This is a genomic window from Burkholderia ubonensis (genome assembly GCF_902833085.1).
Lineage (GTDB): Bacteria > Pseudomonadota > Gammaproteobacteria > Burkholderiales > Burkholderiaceae > Burkholderia > Burkholderia ubonensis.
In genome coordinates, this window is sequence record NZ_CADFEB010000004.1 from 458,476 (window position 1) to 476,040 (window position 17,565).

The following is a 17,565-nucleotide window of genomic DNA, read 5'->3' on the forward strand; positions in this document are numbered from 1 at the left end:
ATGCTGATGTCCCAATCGCGTTCGTTGTTCAACCGTAGCAAGCCGTCGAAGCCGTGGGCTCGACGGGTCGGCACGCTGCTGATGGTCGGCCTGCTCACGGCCGGCACGTTCGCATCGCTCGACGCCGAAGCCAGGCGCATGGGCGGCGGGCGCAGCATCGGCCGCCAGAACTCCACCGTCACGCAGCGCCAGGCGACGCCGCCCGCCCAGCAGCCGATGCAGCAGGCCGCGCCGTCGCAGGCGCAGCGCGCGAACCCGGCCGCACCTACGCCGGCTGCGCCCAACCGCTCGCGCTGGCTCGGGCCGATCGCCGGCCTCGCGGCCGGTCTCGGCATCGCGGCGCTGCTGTCGCACTTCGGCCTCGGCGGCGCATTCGCCAGCATGATGTCGAACCTGATCGTGATCGCGCTGCTCGCGGCGATCGGCATCTGGCTGATCCGCAAGTTCATGAATCGCCGCCGTTCGAATGAGCCGGCGTACTCGGTCGGCGGCTCGGCGTCGGCATCGGGCAACTATTCGCAAGGTCCGTCGTTCCAGGCCGGCAACGGCAGCAGCTACGCGAACGAAGCGCAGGGCGTGTTCGGCGGTGGTGGCGCAGCTGGTGCGGCTGCGGCTGCGGGCGCCGCAGCGGCGCCGCTGCAGGTTCCGGCCGGCTTCGACACCGAAGCGTTCCTGCGCAGCGCGAAGGTCTACTTCGTGCGCCTGCAGGCCGCGTGGGACCAGGGCAACCTGGCCGACATCCGCGAGTTCACGACGCCCGAGATGTTCGCCGAGATCAAGATCGACCTCGATTCGCGCGGCAACGAAGCGAACCAGACCGACGTCGTGCAGCTCGACGCCGAGCTGGTCGCGATCGAGGATCGCGGCATCGAGCAGTCGGCGAGCGTGCGCTTCCACGGCCTGATCCGCGAGGCGGCGAACGCGCCGGCCGCGCCGTTCGACGAAGTGTGGAACCTGGCGAAGTCGGGTAGCCAGGGCTGGTTGCTCGCGGGCATCCAGCAGCTCAACACGCACTGAGCGCCGGCGGGCGGCCCGCCGCTGCGACCGCTTGCCGCTCAGGCTTGCGGTCGGACACGGGTCTTGCCCGATCCGACGTTACAATAGAAACCCGCGTGGACGTCCGGTCCGCGCGGGTTTTTCTTTCCCAGCCCGATGACCTTTGCCGCCAAGCCTTTTGCTGCTGCTGTCAATCACCTGCTCGCGCGCGAATCCTGGGCGCGTGACCGCCTGATTCCCTACGCGGGCAAGACCGCCCGCTTCGACGTGCCGCCCGTCACGCTCACGCTGCTGGTGCAGCCCGACGGCTACCTGTCCGCGGTCGATGCGCAGGACGCGCAGCACGTCGACGTGTCGATCGCGCTGGCCGGCGACACCGTGGCCGCGTTCCTGCAGGGCGGGCAGGCGGCCGTGATGAAGCACGTGAAGATCGAGGGCGACGCGGAGTTCGCGACGCAGATCGCGAAGCTGGCCGAGCATCTGCGCTGGGAACCGGAAGAAGATCTCGCGAAGCTGGTCGGCGACGCGGCGGCGCACCGGATCGCGACGGTCGTGCGCGACGCCGGCGCGCGCGCGCGCCGCACCGGCCGCAATGTGCTCGATTCTGTCGTCGAATATTGGCTCGACGAGAAACCGCAAGTCGTCCGGCGTGCGTCGCTCGCGGACCTCGACGCCGAACTGGCGCGCGCGCGGGACGCGCTCGCCCGGGTCGAGAAGCGGGTCGAGCGACTCGAACAAAAAATCGGCGCGCGCACGGGCGGCAGCCCGCGCGGCGCGCACTGAGGGCCGCCGGGCATGCGCATTTTCCGTTTCATCAAAATTCTCTACACCGTCATCCGCTTCGGCCTCGACGAGGTGATGCTGTCCCGGATCGACGACCGGCGCGTGAAGCTGCTGCTGCGGATCACGACGATCGGCCGCCGCTATTCCGATCCGCCGGCGGTGCGGCTGCGCCGCGCGCTCGAAAGCCTCGGCCCGATCTTCGTGAAATTCGGCCAGGTGCTGTCGACGCGCCGCGACCTGCTGTCGGTCGATTTCGCGAACGAGCTTGCCAAGCTGCAGGATCAGGTGCCGCCGTTCGATTCGTCGGTCGCGATCGGGCTCATCGAGAAGGCGCTCGGCGCGCCGGTCGACGAGCTGTTCGACGAATTCGAGCGCGAGCCGGTCGCGAGCGCGTCGATCGCGCAGGTGCACTTCGCGAAGCTCAAGCAGGGCGTGCACGCGGGCAAGGCGGTCGCGGTGAAGGTGCTGCGCCCGAACATGCTGCCCGTCATCGATTCCGACCTCGCGCTGATGCGCGACATCGCGACGTGGACCGAGCGCATGTGGGCCGACGGCCGACGCCTGAAGCCGCGCGAGGTCGTCGCCGAATTCGACAAGTACCTGCACGACGAGCTGGACCTGATGCGCGAGGCGGCGAACGGCAGCCAGCTGCGCCGCAACTTCGCGGGCCTCGACCTGCTGCTCGTGCCGGAAATGTTCTGGGATTTCTCGACGTCGACCGTGCTCGTGATGGAGCGCATGTCCGGCGTGCCGATCAGCCAGGTCGAGACGCTGCGCACGGCGGGCGTCGACATCAAGAAGCTCGCGCGCGAGGGCGTCGAGATCTTCTTCACGCAGGTGTTCCGCGACGGCTTCTTCCACGCGGACATGCACCCCGGCAACATCCAGGTGAGCCTCGATCCGAAGACCTTCGGCCGCTATGTCGCGCTCGACTTCGGGATCGTCGGCGCGCTGTCCGATTTCGACAAGAACTACCTCGCGCAGAACTTCCTCGCGTTCTTCAAGCGCGACTACCACCGCGTCGCGACGCTTCACCTCGAATCGGGCTGGGTGCCGCCGGACACGCGGGTCGAGGAGCTCGAAAGCGCGATCCGCGCGGTGTGCGAGCCGTATTTCGACCGCGCGCTGAAGGACATCTCGCTCGGCCAGGTGCTGATGCGCCTGTTCTCGACGTCGCGCCGCTTCAACGTCGAGATCCAGCCGCAGCTCGTGCTGCTGCAGAAGACGATGCTGAACGTCGAGGGGCTCGGCCGCTCGCTCGATCCCGAGCTCGACCTGTGGAAGACCGCGAAGCCGTACCTCGAGCGCTGGATGACCGAGCAGATCGGCCTGCGCGGCTGGTACGAGCGCTTCAAGGTCGAGGCGCCGCAATGGAGCAAGACGCTGCCGCAACTGCCGCGCCTGATCCACCATGCGATCGCCGCGCGCCACGACGCGCCGCGCGCCGCGAGCGAGGACCTGATGCGGCAGATCCTGGTCGAGCAGAAGCGCACCAACCGGCTGCTGCAGGCGCTGCTGATCTTCGGGCTGGCCGTAGGCGTCGGCGCGCTCGTCGCGCGGGTGCTGCTCGCGCTCGTGTACAGCGCCTGATACCCGCCTGGAGGCCATCCGATGTCCGAACCGACCCGCGAAACCCCGCCCGCCGCGCCGCGCGCCGCGGATTTCTCGACGCGCGACCCGGGTGACGCGTCGTTCTGGGACGAGCGCTTCGCGCGCGGCATGACGCCGTGGGAATTCGGCGGCGTGCCCGACGGTTTTCGCGCGTTTGCGAGCCGCCACGCGCCGTGCGCCGTGCTGATTCCCGGCTGCGGCAGCGCGCAGGAAGCGGGATGGCTCGCGCAGGCCGGGTGGCCCGTCAGGGCAATCGATTTCGCCGAGCAGGCGGTTGCCGCCGCGAAGGCGCAGCTCGGCGCGCACGCGGACGTCGTCGAGCAGGCGGACTTCTTTGCGTATGCGCCGCCGTTCGACGTGCAATGGGTCTATGAGCGCGCATTCCTGTGCGCGCTGCCGCGCGACCGGCGCGCCGGCTACGCGGCGCAAATGGCCGCGCTGCTGCCGGCCGGCGGGCTGCTGGCCGGCTACTTCTTTGTCGGCGCCACGCCGAAGGGGCCGCCGTTCGGCATCGACCGGGCGGAACTCGACGCGCTGCTCGGCCCGCACTTCGAACTGGTCGAGGATCTGCCGGTCGCCGATTCGCTGCCCGTGTTCGAAGGGCGCGAGCGCTGGCTCACGTGGCGCCGCCGCTGAAGCCGGTGCTTACCCGGGCGCGTCCGGCCGTTGCCGGGGTGCGCCGGGGTTTCGGCTATAATTCAAGGTTTTGCAAGCCGTTTCCAGTTTCTGCGGGAAAAAATACCATGCCGATCTACGCCTATCGATGCGAAGCGTGCGGTTTCGCGAAGGACGTGCTCCAGAAGATGAGCGACGCGCCGCTGTCGCAGTGCCCCGAATGCGGGAAGGATGCGTTTCGCAAGCAGTTGACCGCTGCGGGCTTTCAGCTGAAGGGCTCGGGCTGGTACGTCACCGATTTCCGCGGCGGCTCGGGCGGCACGAGCGCGCCGGCAGCGTCGTCCGCTTCGGGCGATGCGGCGCCGGCAGCCGCCGCGCCCGCGTCCGGCTCGGACGGTGCGGCGAGCGCCGCGCCGGCGCCCGCGCCGGCTGCGACGCCTGCGGCCGGCAGTTGACTGTCGCGGCCCCGCCGGGCCGCGCCCATTCCGCGCCGCCGGTGCGACTATTTGACGGCAGATGATGAAAAAGACGACCCTGAAATCGGTGTTTCTGACCGGCCTGCTGGTCCTCGTCCCGCTCGCGATCACGCTGTGGGTGCTCGGCCTCATCATCGGCACGATGGACCAGACGCTGCTGCTGCTGCCGGAATCGTGGCAGCCGGAGCGGATGTTCGGTTTCCGCGTGCCGGGGATCGGCGCGGTGCTGACGCTCGCGTTCATCTTCATCGTCGGGCTCGCGACGCAGAACTTCATCGGCCAGAAGCTCGTCACGTGGTGGAATGCGGTCGTGCGCCACATTCCGGTCGTCGGGCCGATCTACACGAGCGTCAAGCAGGTGTCGGACACGCTGCTGTCGAGCAGCGGCAATGCGTTCCGCAAGGCGCTCCTGATCGAATATCCGCGCCGCGGGTCGTATACGATCGCATTTCTGACCGGCACGCCCGGCGGCGACGTGCTCAATCATCTGACGGAAGAGTACGTGAGCGTGTACATCCCGACGACGCCGAACCCGACGTCGGGCTTCTTCCTGATGCTGCCGAAGAGCGAAGTCATCGAACTCGACATGTCGGTCGATGCCGCGCTGAAGTACATCGTCTCGATGGGCGTGGTGGCGCCCCCAGCGCCGGCACCGGCGCCCGCCCGCCGTCCCGTCGAGCCGCCGCTGTAAATCATTGCCCGGGCCGCGCGTTGCGGCGCCCGTTGATCAAACCGAACGAAAGCAAACATCATGTCGATGCGAACTGAATACTGCGGTCTCGTGACCGAACACCTGCTGGGCCAAACCGTGTCGCTGTGCGGCTGGGTGCAGCGCCGCCGCGATCACGGCGGTGTGATCTTCATCGACCTGCGCGATCGTGAAGGCCTCGTGCAGGTGGTCTGCGATCCGGACCGCGCGGAGATGTTCGCGACCGCCGAAGGCGTGCGCAACGAGTTCTGCGTCCAGGTGAAGGGCCTCGTGCGCAACCGTCCGGAAGGCACGGTCAACGCGGGCCTGAAGAGCGGCAAGATCGAAGTCCTGTGCCACGAGCTGACCGTGCTGAACGCGTCGGTCACGCCGCCGTTCCAGCTCGACGACGACAACCTGTCGGAAACGACGCGCCTCACGCATCGCGTGCTCGACCTGCGCCGTCCGCAGATGCAGCACAACCTGCGCCTGCGCTACCGCGTCGCGATCGAGGCGCGCAAGTACCTCGACGAGCAGGGCTTCATCGACATCGAGACGCCGATGCTGACGAAGAGCACGCCGGAAGGCGCGCGCGACTACCTCGTGCCGTCGCGCGTGAACGCGGGCCAGTTCTTCGCGCTGCCGCAGTCGCCGCAGCTGTTCAAGCAGCTGCTGATGGTCGCGAACTTCGACCGCTACTACCAGATCACCAAGTGCTTCCGCGACGAGGACCTGCGCGCCGACCGTCAGCCGGAATTCACGCAGATCGACTGCGAGACGTCGTTCCTCGGCGAGCAGGAAATCCGCGACCTGTTCGAGAACATGATCCGTCACATCTTCAAGACGACGATCGACGTCGAGCTGGATGCGACGTTCCCGGTGATGCCGTACTCGGAAGCGATGGCGCGCTTCGGTTCGGACAAGCCTGACCTGCGCGTGAAGCTCGAGTTCACCGAGCTGACCGACGCGATGAAGGACGTCGAGTTCAAGGTGTTCAGCACGCCGGCCAACGCGAAGGACGGCCGTGTCGCGGCGCTGCGCGTGCCGAAGGGCGGCGAGCTGTCGCGCGGCGACATCGACGGCTACACGGAATTCGTGCGCATCTACGGCGCGAAGGGCCTCGCGTGGATCAAGGTCAACGAGAAGGCGAAGGGCCGCGACGGCCTGCAGAGCCCGATCGTCAAGAACCTGCACGACGCGTCGATCGCGGCGATCCTCGAGCGCACCGGCGCCGAAGACGGCGACATCATCTTCTTCGCGGCCGACCGCGCGAAGGTCGTCAACGACAGCCTCGGCGCGCTGCGCCTGAAGATCGGCCACTCGGAATTCGGCAAGGCGAACGGCCTCGTCGAGGCGGGCTGGAAGCCGCTGTGGGTCGTCGACTTCCCGATGTTCGAATACGACGACGAAGACGCGCGCTACGTCGCCGCGCACCATCCGTTCACGAGCCCGAAGGACGAGCACCTCGAGTACCTCGAGACCGACCCGGGCCGCTGCCTCGCGAAGGCATACGACATGGTGCTGAACGGCTGGGAAATCGGCGGCGGCTCGGTGCGTATCCACCGCGAGGAAGTGCAGAGCAAGGTGTTCCGCGCGCTGAAGATCGGCGCGGAAGAGGCGCAACTGAAGTTCGGCTTCCTGCTGGACGCGCTCCAGTACGGCGCGCCGCCGCACGGCGGCATCGCGTTCGGTCTCGACCGCATCGTCACGATGATGGCCGGCGCCGATTCGATCCGCGACGTGATCGCGTTCCCGAAGACCCAGCGCGCGCAGTGTCTGCTCACGCAGGCGCCGAGCCCGGTCGACGAGCGCCAGCTGCGCGAGCTGCACATCCGCCTGCGTCAGCCGGAGCAGCCGAAGGCGTAATGCACGCTCGACCCTGAACGCGCGCGTGGCGACACGCGCGCCGCACGACGAAAAAGGCGCAACGGTGCGCCTTTTTCGTTTTTTGCGGTACAGTCGCAGCACCCGCCGCGCAGCCCGGCCCAACCGGCGCGCGGCCTCGCGCCGTATGAAACGAACATGACGAAGCCGCCGAAAATTCCCGAATCCGTTCTCGTCGTGATCTACACGCCCGACCTCGACGTACTGGTGATCAAGCGCGCCGACCAGCCCGATTTCTGGCAATCGGTCACCGGGTCGAAGGATGCGCTCGACGAGCCGCTCGCCGTCACCGCCGCGCGCGAAGTGGCCGAGGAAACCGGCATCGTGGTCGGCACGCCGGAGGTGCCGGCCAGCGCGCTCGTCGACTGGCATCACCGGATCGAATACACGATCTATCCGCAGTACCTGCACCGCTATGCCCCCGGCGTCACGCGCAACACCGAGCACTGGTTCGGCCTGTGCGTGCCGCATCGCGTCGACGTGACGCTGTCGCCGCGCGAGCACGTCGACCATGCGTGGCTGCCGTATCGCGAGGCGGCTGCGCGCTGCTTCTCGCCGTCGAACGCCGACGCGATCCTGCAATTGCCCGCGCGCGCGGCCCGGACCCCGGAAGGCCGGACCCCGGACGGCCGGACCCCCGAATCCGCATGAACGGGACGGGCGGCCTTCCGGAGGCCCGCAAGCGATTCGCGCAACTGCGGCAGATGTTTCTGCAGGAGCGGGGCTCCGCATCGCGGCTCGCCTTCACGTCGGGCAATGCCGTGCGGCTGTGCCAGGGGGGCGAGGCCTTCTTCGGCGCGCTGATCGAGCGGATCGACGCCGCACGCGAGCAGGTGCTGCTCGAAACCTACATTTTCTGCGACGACGCGGCGGGGCGGCTGGTGTCGGACGCGCTGCTGCGCGCCGTGCGGCGCGGCGTGCGCGTGCGCGTGATCACGGACGGCATCGGCACGGCGCGCCTGCCGCTGTTCGACGCGTGGGCCGGGGCGGGCATCGAGCACTGCGTGTACAACCGCTACCTGTTCGGCCGCTTCGGCTTCTCGCGCACGCACCGCAAGCTTGCGGTCGTCGATCACGCGTATGCGTATTGCGGCGGCATCAACATCGTCGACGATTACGTGCAGAACGGCTCGACGCTCCCGCATCCGCGCTGGGATTTCAGCGTCGAGATGACGGGGCCCGTCGTGTCCGACGTGCGCGCCGCGTTCGAGCTGCAATGGCACCGCATCCGCTTCGGCCACAAGCCGTATGCGCAATACGCGGCGGGGCTCGCCGGCGGCGACGCGTTCCCGGACATGTTCCGCCGCTGGATACGCAGCCACCGCTGGATCAAGGCCGGGGCGCTCAGGATCGTGACCGAGCCGAGCGTCGCGTTCGTCGCGCGCGACAACGTCGTGAACCGCCGCACGATCGAGAAGGCGTACCTCGCCGCGATCGGCCAGGCCCGGCAGCGGATCCTGCTCGCGAATCCGTACTTCATGCCGGGCCGCAAGCTGCGCCGTGCGCTGACGGGCGCCGCGCGGCGCGGCGTCGACGTGCGGGTCCTGCTCGGCCGCAACGAGTTCGCGGCGCTCGACACCGCGGTGCCGTTCCTCTACCACGCGCTGCTGCGCGCCGGCGTGCGCGTTGCCGAATATGACAAGACGATGCTGCATGGCAAGGTGGCCGTGATCGACGACAATTGGGCGACGGTCGGCTCGTCGAATCTGGACGCGCTGAGCCTGATGCTGAACAATGAGGCCAACGTCGTGCTGGTGCGGCACGATACGGTCACGAACGAGCTGCGCGACGCGATCGCCGCGGCGTTCGCCGACGGCCGCGAGATCGACCCGGCGCGCTATGCGCGGCGCCCGCTCGGCGAGCGCGTGCTGAACTGGCTGGCCTACACGATCTACCGCGCCGCGATGAAGGTGCTGACGGTCGGCGACTACGACTGACTACGACTAAGCACCCGCTTAAATCATTTCTGCACGCCCGTGCGGGAAACCGCTTCCAACGCGGCCCGAATCGCGCAAAATAGCGACTCGGTTAGACACCGGTTTCTAATAATTTCCTTGTTTCGCGGGCGGTCGCACTCAATAATAGTACGGCCGTTCGATTTTATTTGAACCCCCGAACGGTTACAGAAATAGCTATGCGAAAAGGCGAACAGACGCGTGCCGCGATACTCGAAGCTGCATTGGACCTCGCCAGCCGTGACGGGCTGGAGGGGTTGACGATCGGCCTGCTGGCCGAGCGCATGCAGATGAGCAAGAGCGGCGTGTTCGCGCACTTCGGATCGCGCGAGGATTTGCAGGTGGAAGTCGTGCGCGAGTATCACCATCGTTTCGAGAACGAGGTGTTCTTTCCGAGCCTGCGCGAGCCGCGCGGTCTGCCGCGTCTGCGGGCGATGCTGGCGCGCTGGATCGAGAAGCGCATCCAGGAGGTGACGACCGGGTGCATCTACATCAGCGGAGCCGTCGAGTACGACGACCGGCCGGACAGCCCCGTGCGCGAGCAGCTGGTCGCGAGCGTGACGGCGTGGCGTGCCGCGCTGCTGCGCGCCATTTCGCAGGCGAAGGAGGAGGGGCATCTGCGCCCGGACGGCGATCCGGACCTGATGCTCTTCGAGCTGTACAGCTTCACGCTCGGCCTGCATCACGACGCACGCTTCCTGCATTCGCCGGATGCGGTGCGCCTCACGTGGGCCGCGCTGGAAAAGACGATTGTTTCGTATCAGAGCGAGAGCCGTTAGCGGCGCGTGATCCGCCCGCCAGAAGCTCGAGCCGATTGCCCTACTTTGGAGAGAGTCATGGGACAGTACGCCGCGCCGCTGCGCGACATGCAATTCGTGTTGCACGAGCTTCTGAACGTCGAAGCCGAAGTCAAGCAAATGCCCAAGCATGCGGACCTCGATGCCGACACGATCAACCAGGTCCTCGAAGAGGCGGGCAAGTTCTGCTCCGAGGTGCTGTTCCCGCTGAACCAGGTCGGCGACCGCGAAGGCTGCACGTACGTCGGTGACGGCGTCGTGAAGACCCCGACCGGCTTCAAGGAGGCCTACCAGCAATACGTCGAGGCCGGCTGGCCGGCGCTCGGCTGCGATCCCGACTACGGCGGCCAGGGGCTGCCCGCGTTCGTGAACAACGCGCTCTACGAAATGCTGAACTCGGCGAACCAGGCATGGACGATGTATCCGGGCCTGTCGCACGGCGCCTACGAATGCCTGCATGCGCACGGCGCGCCGGAACTCCAGAAGCAGTATCTGCCGAAGCTCGTATCGGGCGAATGGACGGGCACGATGTGCCTGACCGAGCCGCACTGCGGCACCGATCTCGGCATCCTGCGCACCAAGGCCGAACCGAACGGCGACGGCTCGTACTCGATCAGCGGCACGAAGATCTTCATCTCGAGCGGCGAGCACGACATGTCGAAGAACATCGTCCACCTCGTGCTCGCGCGCCTGCCGGACGCGCCGCAAGGCACGAAGGGGATCTCGCTGTTCATCGTGCCGAAGTTCATCCCCGATGCGGCGGGCGAGCCGGGCGAGCGCAACGGCGTCAAGTGCGGCTCGATCGAGCACAAGATGGGGATCCACGGCAATTCGACCTGCGTGATGAACCTCGACAACGCGAAGGGCTGGATGGTCGGCGAGCCGAACAAGGGCCTCAACGCGATGTTCGTGATGATGAATGCCGCGCGTCTCGGCGTCGGCATGCAGGGCCTCGGCCTCACGGAAGTCGCTTACCAGAACTCGCTGACGTATGCGAAGGAGCGCCTGCAGATGCGCTCGCTGACGGGCCCGAAGGCGCCGGACAAGCCGGCCGACCCGATCATCGTTCATCCGGACGTGCGTCGCATGCTGCTCACGCAGAAGGCCTACGCGGAAGGCGCACGCGCGTTCACGTACTGGTCGGCGCTGCAGATCGACAAGGAGCTGTCGCACGGCGATGAAGCAGTGCGCAAGGAAGCGGCCGATCTCGTCGCGCTGCTCACGCCGATCATCAAGGCGTTCCTGACCGACAACGCGTTCGAGTGCACGAACCATGCGATGCAGATCTACGGCGGCCACGGCTTCATCTCCGAGTGGGGCATGGAGCAGTACGTGCGCGACGCGCGGATCAACATGATCTACGAAGGCACGAACTCGATCCAGTCGCTCGACCTGCTGGGCCGCAAGGTGCTCGGCGACATGGGCGCGAAGCTGAAGAAGTTCGGCAAGCTCGTGTCGGATTTCGTCGAGGCGGAAGGCGTGAAGCCGGAGATGGGCGAGTTCGTCAACCCGCTCGCGGACATCGGCGAGAAGGTGCAGAAGCTGACGATGGAAATCGGCATGAAGGCGATGCAGAACCCGGACGAAGTCGGCGCTGCGGCCGTGCCGTACCTGCGCACCGTCGGCCACCTCGTGTTCTCGTACTTCTGGGCCCGCATGGCGCGCCTCGCGCTCGACAACGAAGCGTCGGGCGATCCGTTCTACAAGTCGAAACTCGCGACGGCGCGCTTCTATTTCGCGCGCCTGCTGCCGGAAACGGCCGCGACGATCCGCGCCGCGCGCGCCGGCTCGAAGACGATGATGGAAGTCGACGAGTCGCTGTTCTGATGCGGCATCGGGCGGGGCGCGCCGCGCTCCGCCCGGACGATGCGTTTGCAGAACCTCACTACGCTGCGTAGCCCTCACCATCCCGCGCTACGCGACACTATCCGGAGACATCCCGTGAGCAATTTCATCATTCGCAAGGTGGCCGTGCTGGGCGCCGGCGTGATGGGCGCGCAGATCGCCGCGCATCTCGTCAACGCACGCGTGCCGGTGCTGCTGTTCGACCTGCCGGCCAAGGAAGGCCCGAAGAATGCGATCGCGCTGAAGGCGATCGAGAACCTGAAGAAGCTGTCGCCCGCGCCGTTCGGCGTGAAGGACGACGCGAAATACCTCGAAGCCGCGAACTACGAGGACGACATCGCGAAGCTCGCCGAGTGCGACGTCGTGATCGAGGCGATCGCCGAGCGGATGGACTGGAAGCACGACCTGTACAAAAAGGTCGCGCCGCACCTCGCACCGAACGCGATCTTCGCGACCAACACGTCGGGCCTGTCGATCACGACGCTGTCGGACGGCTTCTCCGACGAGCTGAAGGCGCGCTTCTGCGGCGTGCACTTCTTCAACCCGCCGCGCTACATGCACCTCGTCGAGCTGATCCCGACCGCGCATACGCGCCCGGAAATCCTCGACCAGCTCGAGACGTTCCTGACGAGCGTCGTCGGCAAGGGCGTCGTGCGCGCGAAGGACACGCCGAACTTCATCGCGAACCGCGTCGGCATCTTCTCGATCCTCGCGGTGATCACCGAGGCCGCGAAGTTCGGCCTGCGCTTCGACGAAGTCGACGACCTGACCGGCAGCCGCCTCGGCCGCGCGAAGTCGGCGACGTTCCGCACCGCGGACGTAGTCGGCCTCGACACGATGGCGCACGTGATCAAGACGATGCAGGACAACCTCGCCGACGATCCGTTCTTCCCGGTCTACCAGACGCCTGCCGTGCTCGCCGAGCTGGTGAAGCAGGGCGCGCTCGGCCAGAAGACGGGCGGCGGCTTCTACAAGAAGGAAGGCAAGGCGATCAAGGTGCTCGACGCGAAGACGGGCGCCTACGTCGATTCGGGCGCGAAGGCCGACGAGACCGTCGCGCGCATCCTGAAGCGTCCGCCGGCCGAACGCCTGAAGCTGCTGCGCGAGACGGACCATCCGCACGCGCAGTTCCTGTGGTCGATCTTCCGCGACGTGTTCCACTACATCGGCGTGCATCTGGAGTCGATCGCCGACAACGCGCGCGACGTCGATCTCGCGATCCGCTGGGGCTTCGGCTGGAACGAAGGCCCGTTCGAAGGCTGGCAGGCCGCCGGCTGGAAGCAGGTCGCCGAGTGGGTGCAGGAAGACATCGCCGCGGGCAAGGCGCTCGCGAACGCACCGCTGCCGGCCTGGGTGCTCGAAGGCCCGGTCGCCGAGAATGGCGGCGTGCACACGGCCGAAGGCTCGTGGGCGCCGGCGTCGAAGCGCTTCGTGCCGCGCTCGGACCTCGCCGTCTACAACAAGCAGGTGTTCCGCGCGCCGCTGCTGGGCGAAGCGGGCGCCGACCCGAAGACCTACGGCAAGACGCTGTTCGAGACCGACTCGGTGCGCGCGTGGGTCGATGACCGCGCGGGCGAGGACGATGTCGTGATCGTGTCGTTCAAGTCGAAGATGAACACGATCGGCCCGAGCGTGATCGACGGCCTCGTGCAGGCGATCGAGCTCGCGGAGAAGGACTACAAGGGCGTCGTGATCTGGCAGCCGACGTCGCTGAAGCTCGGTGCGCCGGGCGGCCCGTTCTCGGCGGGCGCGAACCTCGAAGAGGCGATGCCGGCGTTCATGATGGGGGGAGCTGCGGGCATCGAGCCGTTCGTGAAGAAGTTCCAGGACGGGATGATGCGCGTGAAGTACGCGAACGTGCCGGTCGTCGCGGCCGTGTCGGGCATCGCGCTCGGCGGCGGGTGCGAGCTGATGCTGCACAGCGCGAAGCGCGTCGTGCACGTCGAGAGCTACATCGGCCTCGTCGAAGTGGGCGTCGGCCTGGTGCCGGCCGGCGGCGGCCTGAAGGAAGCGGCGCTGCGCGCGGCGGACGCGGCTACCGCCGCGAACGCGACCACCGAGATCCTGAAGTTCGTCACGAAGTCGTTCGAGAACGCGGCAATGGCGAAGGTGTCGGCCTCTGCGCACGACGCACGTGCGATGGGCTACGTGAAGCCGTCCGACACGATCGTGTTCAACGTGTTCGAGCTGCTCGACACCGCGAAGAAGGAAGCGCGCGCGCTCGCCGACACCGGCTACCGCGCGCCGCTGAAGGCGAAGGACGTGCCGGTCGCGGGCCGCTCGGCGATCGCGACGATCAAGGCATCGCTCGTCAACATGCGCGACGGCCGCTTCATCAGCGACCACGACTTCCTGATCGCGAGCCGCATCGCGGAAGCGGTGTGCGGCGGCGACGTCGAGGCGGGCAGCCTCGTCGACGAGGAATGGCTGCTGGCGCTCGAGCGCCGCGCGTTCGTCGAGCTGCTCGGCACGCAGAAGACGCAGGAACGGATCATGGGCATGTTGCAGACCGGCAAGCCGGTGCGTAACTGAGCGAATGCGATGCATGGGACCAGAGCAAGTGCTGAAGCGCCAACTCTGGTCGACACGCCAAGGCAAGGAGTCTGAAATGAGCAAACAATTGCAAGACGCATACATCGTCGCCGCGAGCCGCACGCCGATCGGCAAGGCCCCGCGCGGTGTCTTCAAGAACACGCGTCCCGACGAGCTGCTGGTTCACGCGATCAAGTCGGCGGTCGCGCAGGTGCCCGGCTTCGACACGAAGCTGATCGAGGACGCGATCATCGGCTGCGCGATTCCGGAAGCCGAGCAGGGCCTGAACGTCGCGCGGATGGGCGCGCTGCTCGCGGGCCTGCCGCAGACGGTCGGCGGCGTGACGGTCAACCGCTTCTGCGCATCGGGCATCACCGCGCTGGCGATGGCGGCGGACCGCATCCGCGTCGGCGAATCGGACGCGCTGTTCGCGGGCGGCTGCGAATCGATGAGCATGGTGCCGATGATGGGCAACAAGCCGTCGATGTCGCCGCATATCTTCGATCGCAGCGAGGACTTCGGCATCGCGTACGGGATGGGCCTGACCGCCGAGCGCGTCGCCGAGCAGTGGAAGGTGAGCCGCGACGACCAGGACGCGTTCTCGGTCGAATCGCACCGCAAGGCGCTCGCCGCGCAGCAGGCCGGCGAATTCGGCGACGAGATCGCGCCGTACACGATCACCGAACGCTTCCCGAACCTCGCGACCGGCGCGATCGACGTGAAGACGCGCGAGATCGCGCTCGACGAAGGCCCGCGCGCGGACACGTCGCTCGAAGGCCTCGCGAAGCTGCGCACGGTGTTCGCGAACAAGGGCTCGGTCACGGCCGGCAACAGCTCGCAGACGTCGGACGGCGCGGGCGCGCTGCTCGTCGTGTCGGAGAAGGTGCTCAAGCAGTTCAACCTGACGCCGCTCGCGCGCTTCGTGAGCTTCGCGGTGCGCGGCGTGCCGCCGGAAATCATGGGCATCGGCCCGAAGGAAGCGATTCCGGCCGCGCTGAAGGCCGCGGGCCTGAAGCAGGACGATCTCGACTGGATCGAGCTGAACGAAGCGTTCGCCGCGCAATCGCTGGCGGTGATCCGCGACCTCGGCCTCGACCCGTCGAAGGTCAACCCGGTGGGCGGCGCGATCGCGCTCGGCCACCCGCTCGGCGCAACCGGTGCGATCCGCGCCGCGACCGTCGTGCACGGCCTGCGCCGCCGCAACCTGAAGTACGGCATGGTGACGATGTGTGTCGGCACCGGCATGGGCGCCGCGGGCATCATCGAACGCCTGTAAGCGAGGCGAACCAGCAGTACGACGGTGCGCGGGCCACGAGCTCGCGCACCGTTTTTTTCATTCGGAATGGATACAGCCAAGGAGACGCTTGTGACGGACATCCAGGTGGAACGCGCCGACGGCGTGATGACGATCACCATTGCACGGCCGGCGAAGAAGAACGCGCTGACGGCCGCGATGTACCAGACGATGGCCGACGCGCTCGGCGAAGCGCAGGAGGACAAGGAGGTTCGCGCGATCCTGCTGCGCGGCAGCGACGGCATCTTCAGCGCGGGCAACGATCTCGAGGATTTCATGAAGGCGCCGCCGAAGGACGACAGCGCGCCGGTGTTCCAGTTTCTCGCGCGCATCAGCAGCGCGTCGAAACCGATCGTTGCCGCGGTGCCGGGCATCGCGGTCGGCGTCGGCGTGACGATGCTGCTGCATTGCGACCTCGTCTATGCTGCCGACACGGCGTCGTTCTCGCTGCCGTTCGTGCAGCTCGGGCTGTGCCCGGAGGCCGCGTCGAGCCTGCTGCTGCCGCGTCTCGCGGGGCATCAGGTCGCAGCCGAGAAGCTGCTGCTCGGCGAGCCGTTCGACGCGCTCGACGCGCACCGGATCGGCATCGTCAACCGCGTGCTGCCGGCGGCCGAGCTCGACGCGTTCGCGGCGAAGCAGGCGGCGAAGCTCGTCGCGCTGCCGGCCGCGTCGCTGCGCGTGACGAAGGCATTGCTGAAGAACACCGGCGAGTCGATCGCCGAGCGGATGGCGGAAGAGGGGCAGCAATTCGGCGCGATGCTGCGCGGGCCGGAAGCCCGCGAGGCGATGGCCGCGTTCTTCGAGAAGCGCAAGCCGGACTTCCGTTCCATTCAGTGACGAACGATCGACGTAAGTAGGACCCCGGAAATGCGTCGCGCGCTCGACGTTCCCGCATGCTGATTGCCGGCCGATCGCACGGGTGTCGAGACGGCGGCGCAATTCCGGACGTGGTCGCGGCGAAGCCGCGCATTCAGGCGAGGATCGGTATCGCGACGATCAAGATCGGGGGCGACGCGCGTGTACGCGTGAGCTGACCGCGGCACGGCTCCCGATCCCCGCGCGCGTCAATGCATTCCGGTCTCGCTTCGCTGTCACGTAGGTACAGCCCTTGATCCGGCCGTCAGGTCGGACTGCGACCGACCCGGACACTGTCTGCTTTCTGCACCGTCGTCCAGTCTTCGATGATGGCCATCGCAAGCACATCGCGTGTATCGCCAACTGTCACTCGACACGCTCTTCCGTTCCGGCACGCCTCCCTTTCTCAAAATCGAAATGCACGCGTTTCGGCTCATCAAAAAAAGTTTGACAGGAAAAATTAGACTTGTTAATTTTGATGCAGATTCTTAATCGAACAGGAAAAAGTCGATTGGCGTTTCTCATGTTGGGTAAGGTCGGATCGGCGTGCTGATTTATTTCATTTTCCTTTCGGGTTATTTGGTGCGGGTGGGACTCGTGTGTCGACGAACTTCGATGAATGCGCGGGTGCATGACTCAATCGCGAGTCGTTAATTGTCGGATTGTGTTGGAAGTGTCGGTGTAAGCTGTATGTTGGGCTTTGTGATTGATTTGTGATATTGATAATTAAAAAAGGAATATCATGGCATCGCACCTTATGACTGAAGCGAAAATCCAATATGCCGATTCCGAGGGTTCTGCGCACGGGTGCGTCACACGGTAAAGAGTGGCCTTTCCTGCCGTGAGCGGGACGGAGTACTTGTCGATGCGAGGGGGCTCGCGACTGGGGCGGCCGCATCGCCATGCTGCTGGTGCGTGAATGCCATGGTGCGAATGCGCGTTTCGGCAAGATCGTGTGACGAGCAGGTCGTTCTGTCATCGATGCGCCCCAGCGATTGCGGGCTGCGGGCATTCAGGATTGGCGCGCAATATTCAAATCAGAAAGATGCTGCTGCAATTGGAGAATTGCCGCGGGTTGAAGTGAATTGTCTGTTCCGGCGTGGCGATGGTTGCTGTTGCGTCTGAAATGGACGACGCAAATCGAATTTGCGTGAAGTCCTTCAATGAATTGAAGTGCTGCTTAGATGGCTATGGCTATCTTGCTTTGTGCTGTCTTATGTAATTTGCATTCCTA

General features: G+C 66.5%; 14 protein-coding genes. All 14 read left to right on the forward strand.

Features of this window, described 5'->3' with window-relative positions; genetic code table 11:
* The first annotated feature begins 6 nt into the window (after positions 1-6).
* Positions 7-1,017, forward strand: a complete 1,011-nt coding sequence (locus tag HWX31_RS13385) for a Tim44 domain-containing protein (protein WP_059615497.1) — start codon at positions 7-9, stop codon at positions 1,015-1,017.
* Positions 1,018-1,152: 135 nt separating this feature from the next.
* Entirely contained in the window at positions 1,153-1,779 is a 627-nt protein-coding gene (locus HWX31_RS13390) for a ubiquinone biosynthesis accessory factor UbiJ (RefSeq protein ID WP_059612112.1), read from the forward strand.
* Positions 1,780-1,791: 12 nt separating this feature from the next.
* Positions 1,792-3,369, forward strand: coding sequence for a ubiquinone biosynthesis regulatory protein kinase UbiB (gene ubiB, locus HWX31_RS13395; RefSeq protein WP_174964605.1), 1,578 nt, complete (start codon positions 1,792-1,794; stop codon positions 3,367-3,369).
* Positions 3,370-3,390: 21 nt separating this feature from the next.
* Complete coding sequence (locus tag HWX31_RS13400; RefSeq protein WP_174964604.1) at positions 3,391-4,026, forward strand: methyltransferase domain-containing protein; 636 nt, start codon at positions 3,391-3,393, stop codon at positions 4,024-4,026.
* 107 nt (positions 4,027-4,133) lie between these two features.
* On the forward strand, positions 4,134-4,460 hold the full coding sequence (locus tag HWX31_RS13405; RefSeq protein WP_059612106.1) for an FmdB family zinc ribbon protein: 327 nt from the start codon (positions 4,134-4,136) through the stop codon (positions 4,458-4,460).
* A 61-nt stretch (positions 4,461-4,521) separates the two neighbouring features.
* The gene (locus HWX31_RS13410) at positions 4,522-5,172 is read left to right on the forward strand and encodes a DUF502 domain-containing protein (protein WP_010090712.1); all 651 of its coding nucleotides are present in this window, start codon (positions 4,522-4,524) and stop codon (positions 5,170-5,172) included.
* Positions 5,173-5,232: 60 nt separating this feature from the next.
* Positions 5,233-7,035, forward strand: a complete 1,803-nt coding sequence (aspS, locus tag HWX31_RS13415) for an aspartate--tRNA ligase (RefSeq protein WP_042586281.1) — start codon at positions 5,233-5,235, stop codon at positions 7,033-7,035.
* 156 nt (positions 7,036-7,191) lie between these two features.
* Positions 7,192-7,704 carry a dihydroneopterin triphosphate diphosphatase gene (nudB, locus tag HWX31_RS13420; RefSeq protein WP_174964603.1) on the forward strand — a complete coding sequence of 171 codons (513 nt, stop codon included), beginning with the start codon at positions 7,192-7,194 and terminating at the stop codon, positions 7,702-7,704.
* Positions 7,701-8,990, forward strand: coding sequence for a cardiolipin synthase ClsB (clsB, locus tag HWX31_RS13425; protein WP_174964602.1), 1,290 nt, complete (start codon positions 7,701-7,703; stop codon positions 8,988-8,990). The genes nudB and clsB overlap by 4 nt, the downstream gene beginning before the upstream one ends.
* A 197-nt stretch (positions 8,991-9,187) precedes the next feature.
* Positions 9,188-9,787 carry a TetR/AcrR family transcriptional regulator gene (locus HWX31_RS13430; protein ID WP_010090716.1) on the forward strand — a complete coding sequence of 200 codons (600 nt, stop codon included), beginning with the start codon at positions 9,188-9,190 and terminating at the stop codon, positions 9,785-9,787.
* Between the two features lie 57 nt (positions 9,788-9,844).
* The gene (locus HWX31_RS13435) at positions 9,845-11,632 is read left to right on the forward strand and encodes an acyl-CoA dehydrogenase C-terminal domain-containing protein (protein WP_174964601.1); all 1,788 of its coding nucleotides are present in this window, start codon (positions 9,845-9,847) and stop codon (positions 11,630-11,632) included.
* Between the two features lie 114 nt (positions 11,633-11,746).
* Positions 11,747-14,182, forward strand: coding sequence for a 3-hydroxyacyl-CoA dehydrogenase/enoyl-CoA hydratase family protein (locus tag HWX31_RS13440; RefSeq protein ID WP_174964600.1), 2,436 nt, complete (start codon positions 11,747-11,749; stop codon positions 14,180-14,182).
* Between the two features lie 76 nt (positions 14,183-14,258).
* Positions 14,259-15,458: an acetyl-CoA C-acyltransferase gene (locus HWX31_RS13445; protein WP_059713901.1), complete on the forward strand. Its 1,200-nt coding sequence runs from the start codon at positions 14,259-14,261 to the stop codon at positions 15,456-15,458.
* Between the two features lie 90 nt (positions 15,459-15,548).
* Entirely contained in the window at positions 15,549-16,313 is a 765-nt protein-coding gene (locus HWX31_RS13450; protein ID WP_174964599.1) for an enoyl-CoA hydratase, read from the forward strand.
* The last annotated feature ends 1,252 nt before the right edge of the window (positions 16,314-17,565 follow it).

Excerpts from the sequence above, each read along its gene's own strand:
- HWX31_RS13410 (WP_010090712.1), top strand. The coding sequence starts at position 4,522 with ATGATGAAAAAGACGACCCTGAAATCGGTGTTTCTGACCGGCCTGCTG.
- clsB (WP_174964602.1), top strand. The coding sequence starts at position 7,701 with ATGAACGGGACGGGCGGCCTTCCGGAGGCCCGCAAGCGATTCGCGCAA.
- HWX31_RS13445 (WP_059713901.1), top strand. The coding sequence starts at position 14,259 with ATGAGCAAACAATTGCAAGACGCATACATCGTCGCCGCGAGCCGCACG.
- HWX31_RS13400 (WP_174964604.1), top strand. The coding sequence starts at position 3,391 with ATGTCCGAACCGACCCGCGAAACCCCGCCCGCCGCGCCGCGCGCCGCG.
- HWX31_RS13435 (WP_174964601.1), top strand. The coding sequence starts at position 9,845 with ATGGGACAGTACGCCGCGCCGCTGCGCGACATGCAATTCGTGTTGCAC.
- HWX31_RS13405 (WP_059612106.1), top strand. The coding sequence starts at position 4,134 with ATGCCGATCTACGCCTATCGATGCGAAGCGTGCGGTTTCGCGAAGGAC.
- ubiB (WP_174964605.1), top strand. The coding sequence starts at position 1,792 with ATGCGCATTTTCCGTTTCATCAAAATTCTCTACACCGTCATCCGCTTC.
- HWX31_RS13385 (WP_059615497.1), top strand. The coding sequence starts at position 7 with ATGTCCCAATCGCGTTCGTTGTTCAACCGTAGCAAGCCGTCGAAGCCG.
- HWX31_RS13430 (WP_010090716.1), top strand. The coding sequence starts at position 9,188 with ATGCGAAAAGGCGAACAGACGCGTGCCGCGATACTCGAAGCTGCATTG.
- nudB (WP_174964603.1), top strand. The coding sequence starts at position 7,192 with ATGACGAAGCCGCCGAAAATTCCCGAATCCGTTCTCGTCGTGATCTAC.
- aspS (WP_042586281.1), top strand. The coding sequence starts at position 5,233 with ATGTCGATGCGAACTGAATACTGCGGTCTCGTGACCGAACACCTGCTG.
- HWX31_RS13390 (WP_059612112.1), top strand. The coding sequence starts at position 1,153 with ATGACCTTTGCCGCCAAGCCTTTTGCTGCTGCTGTCAATCACCTGCTC.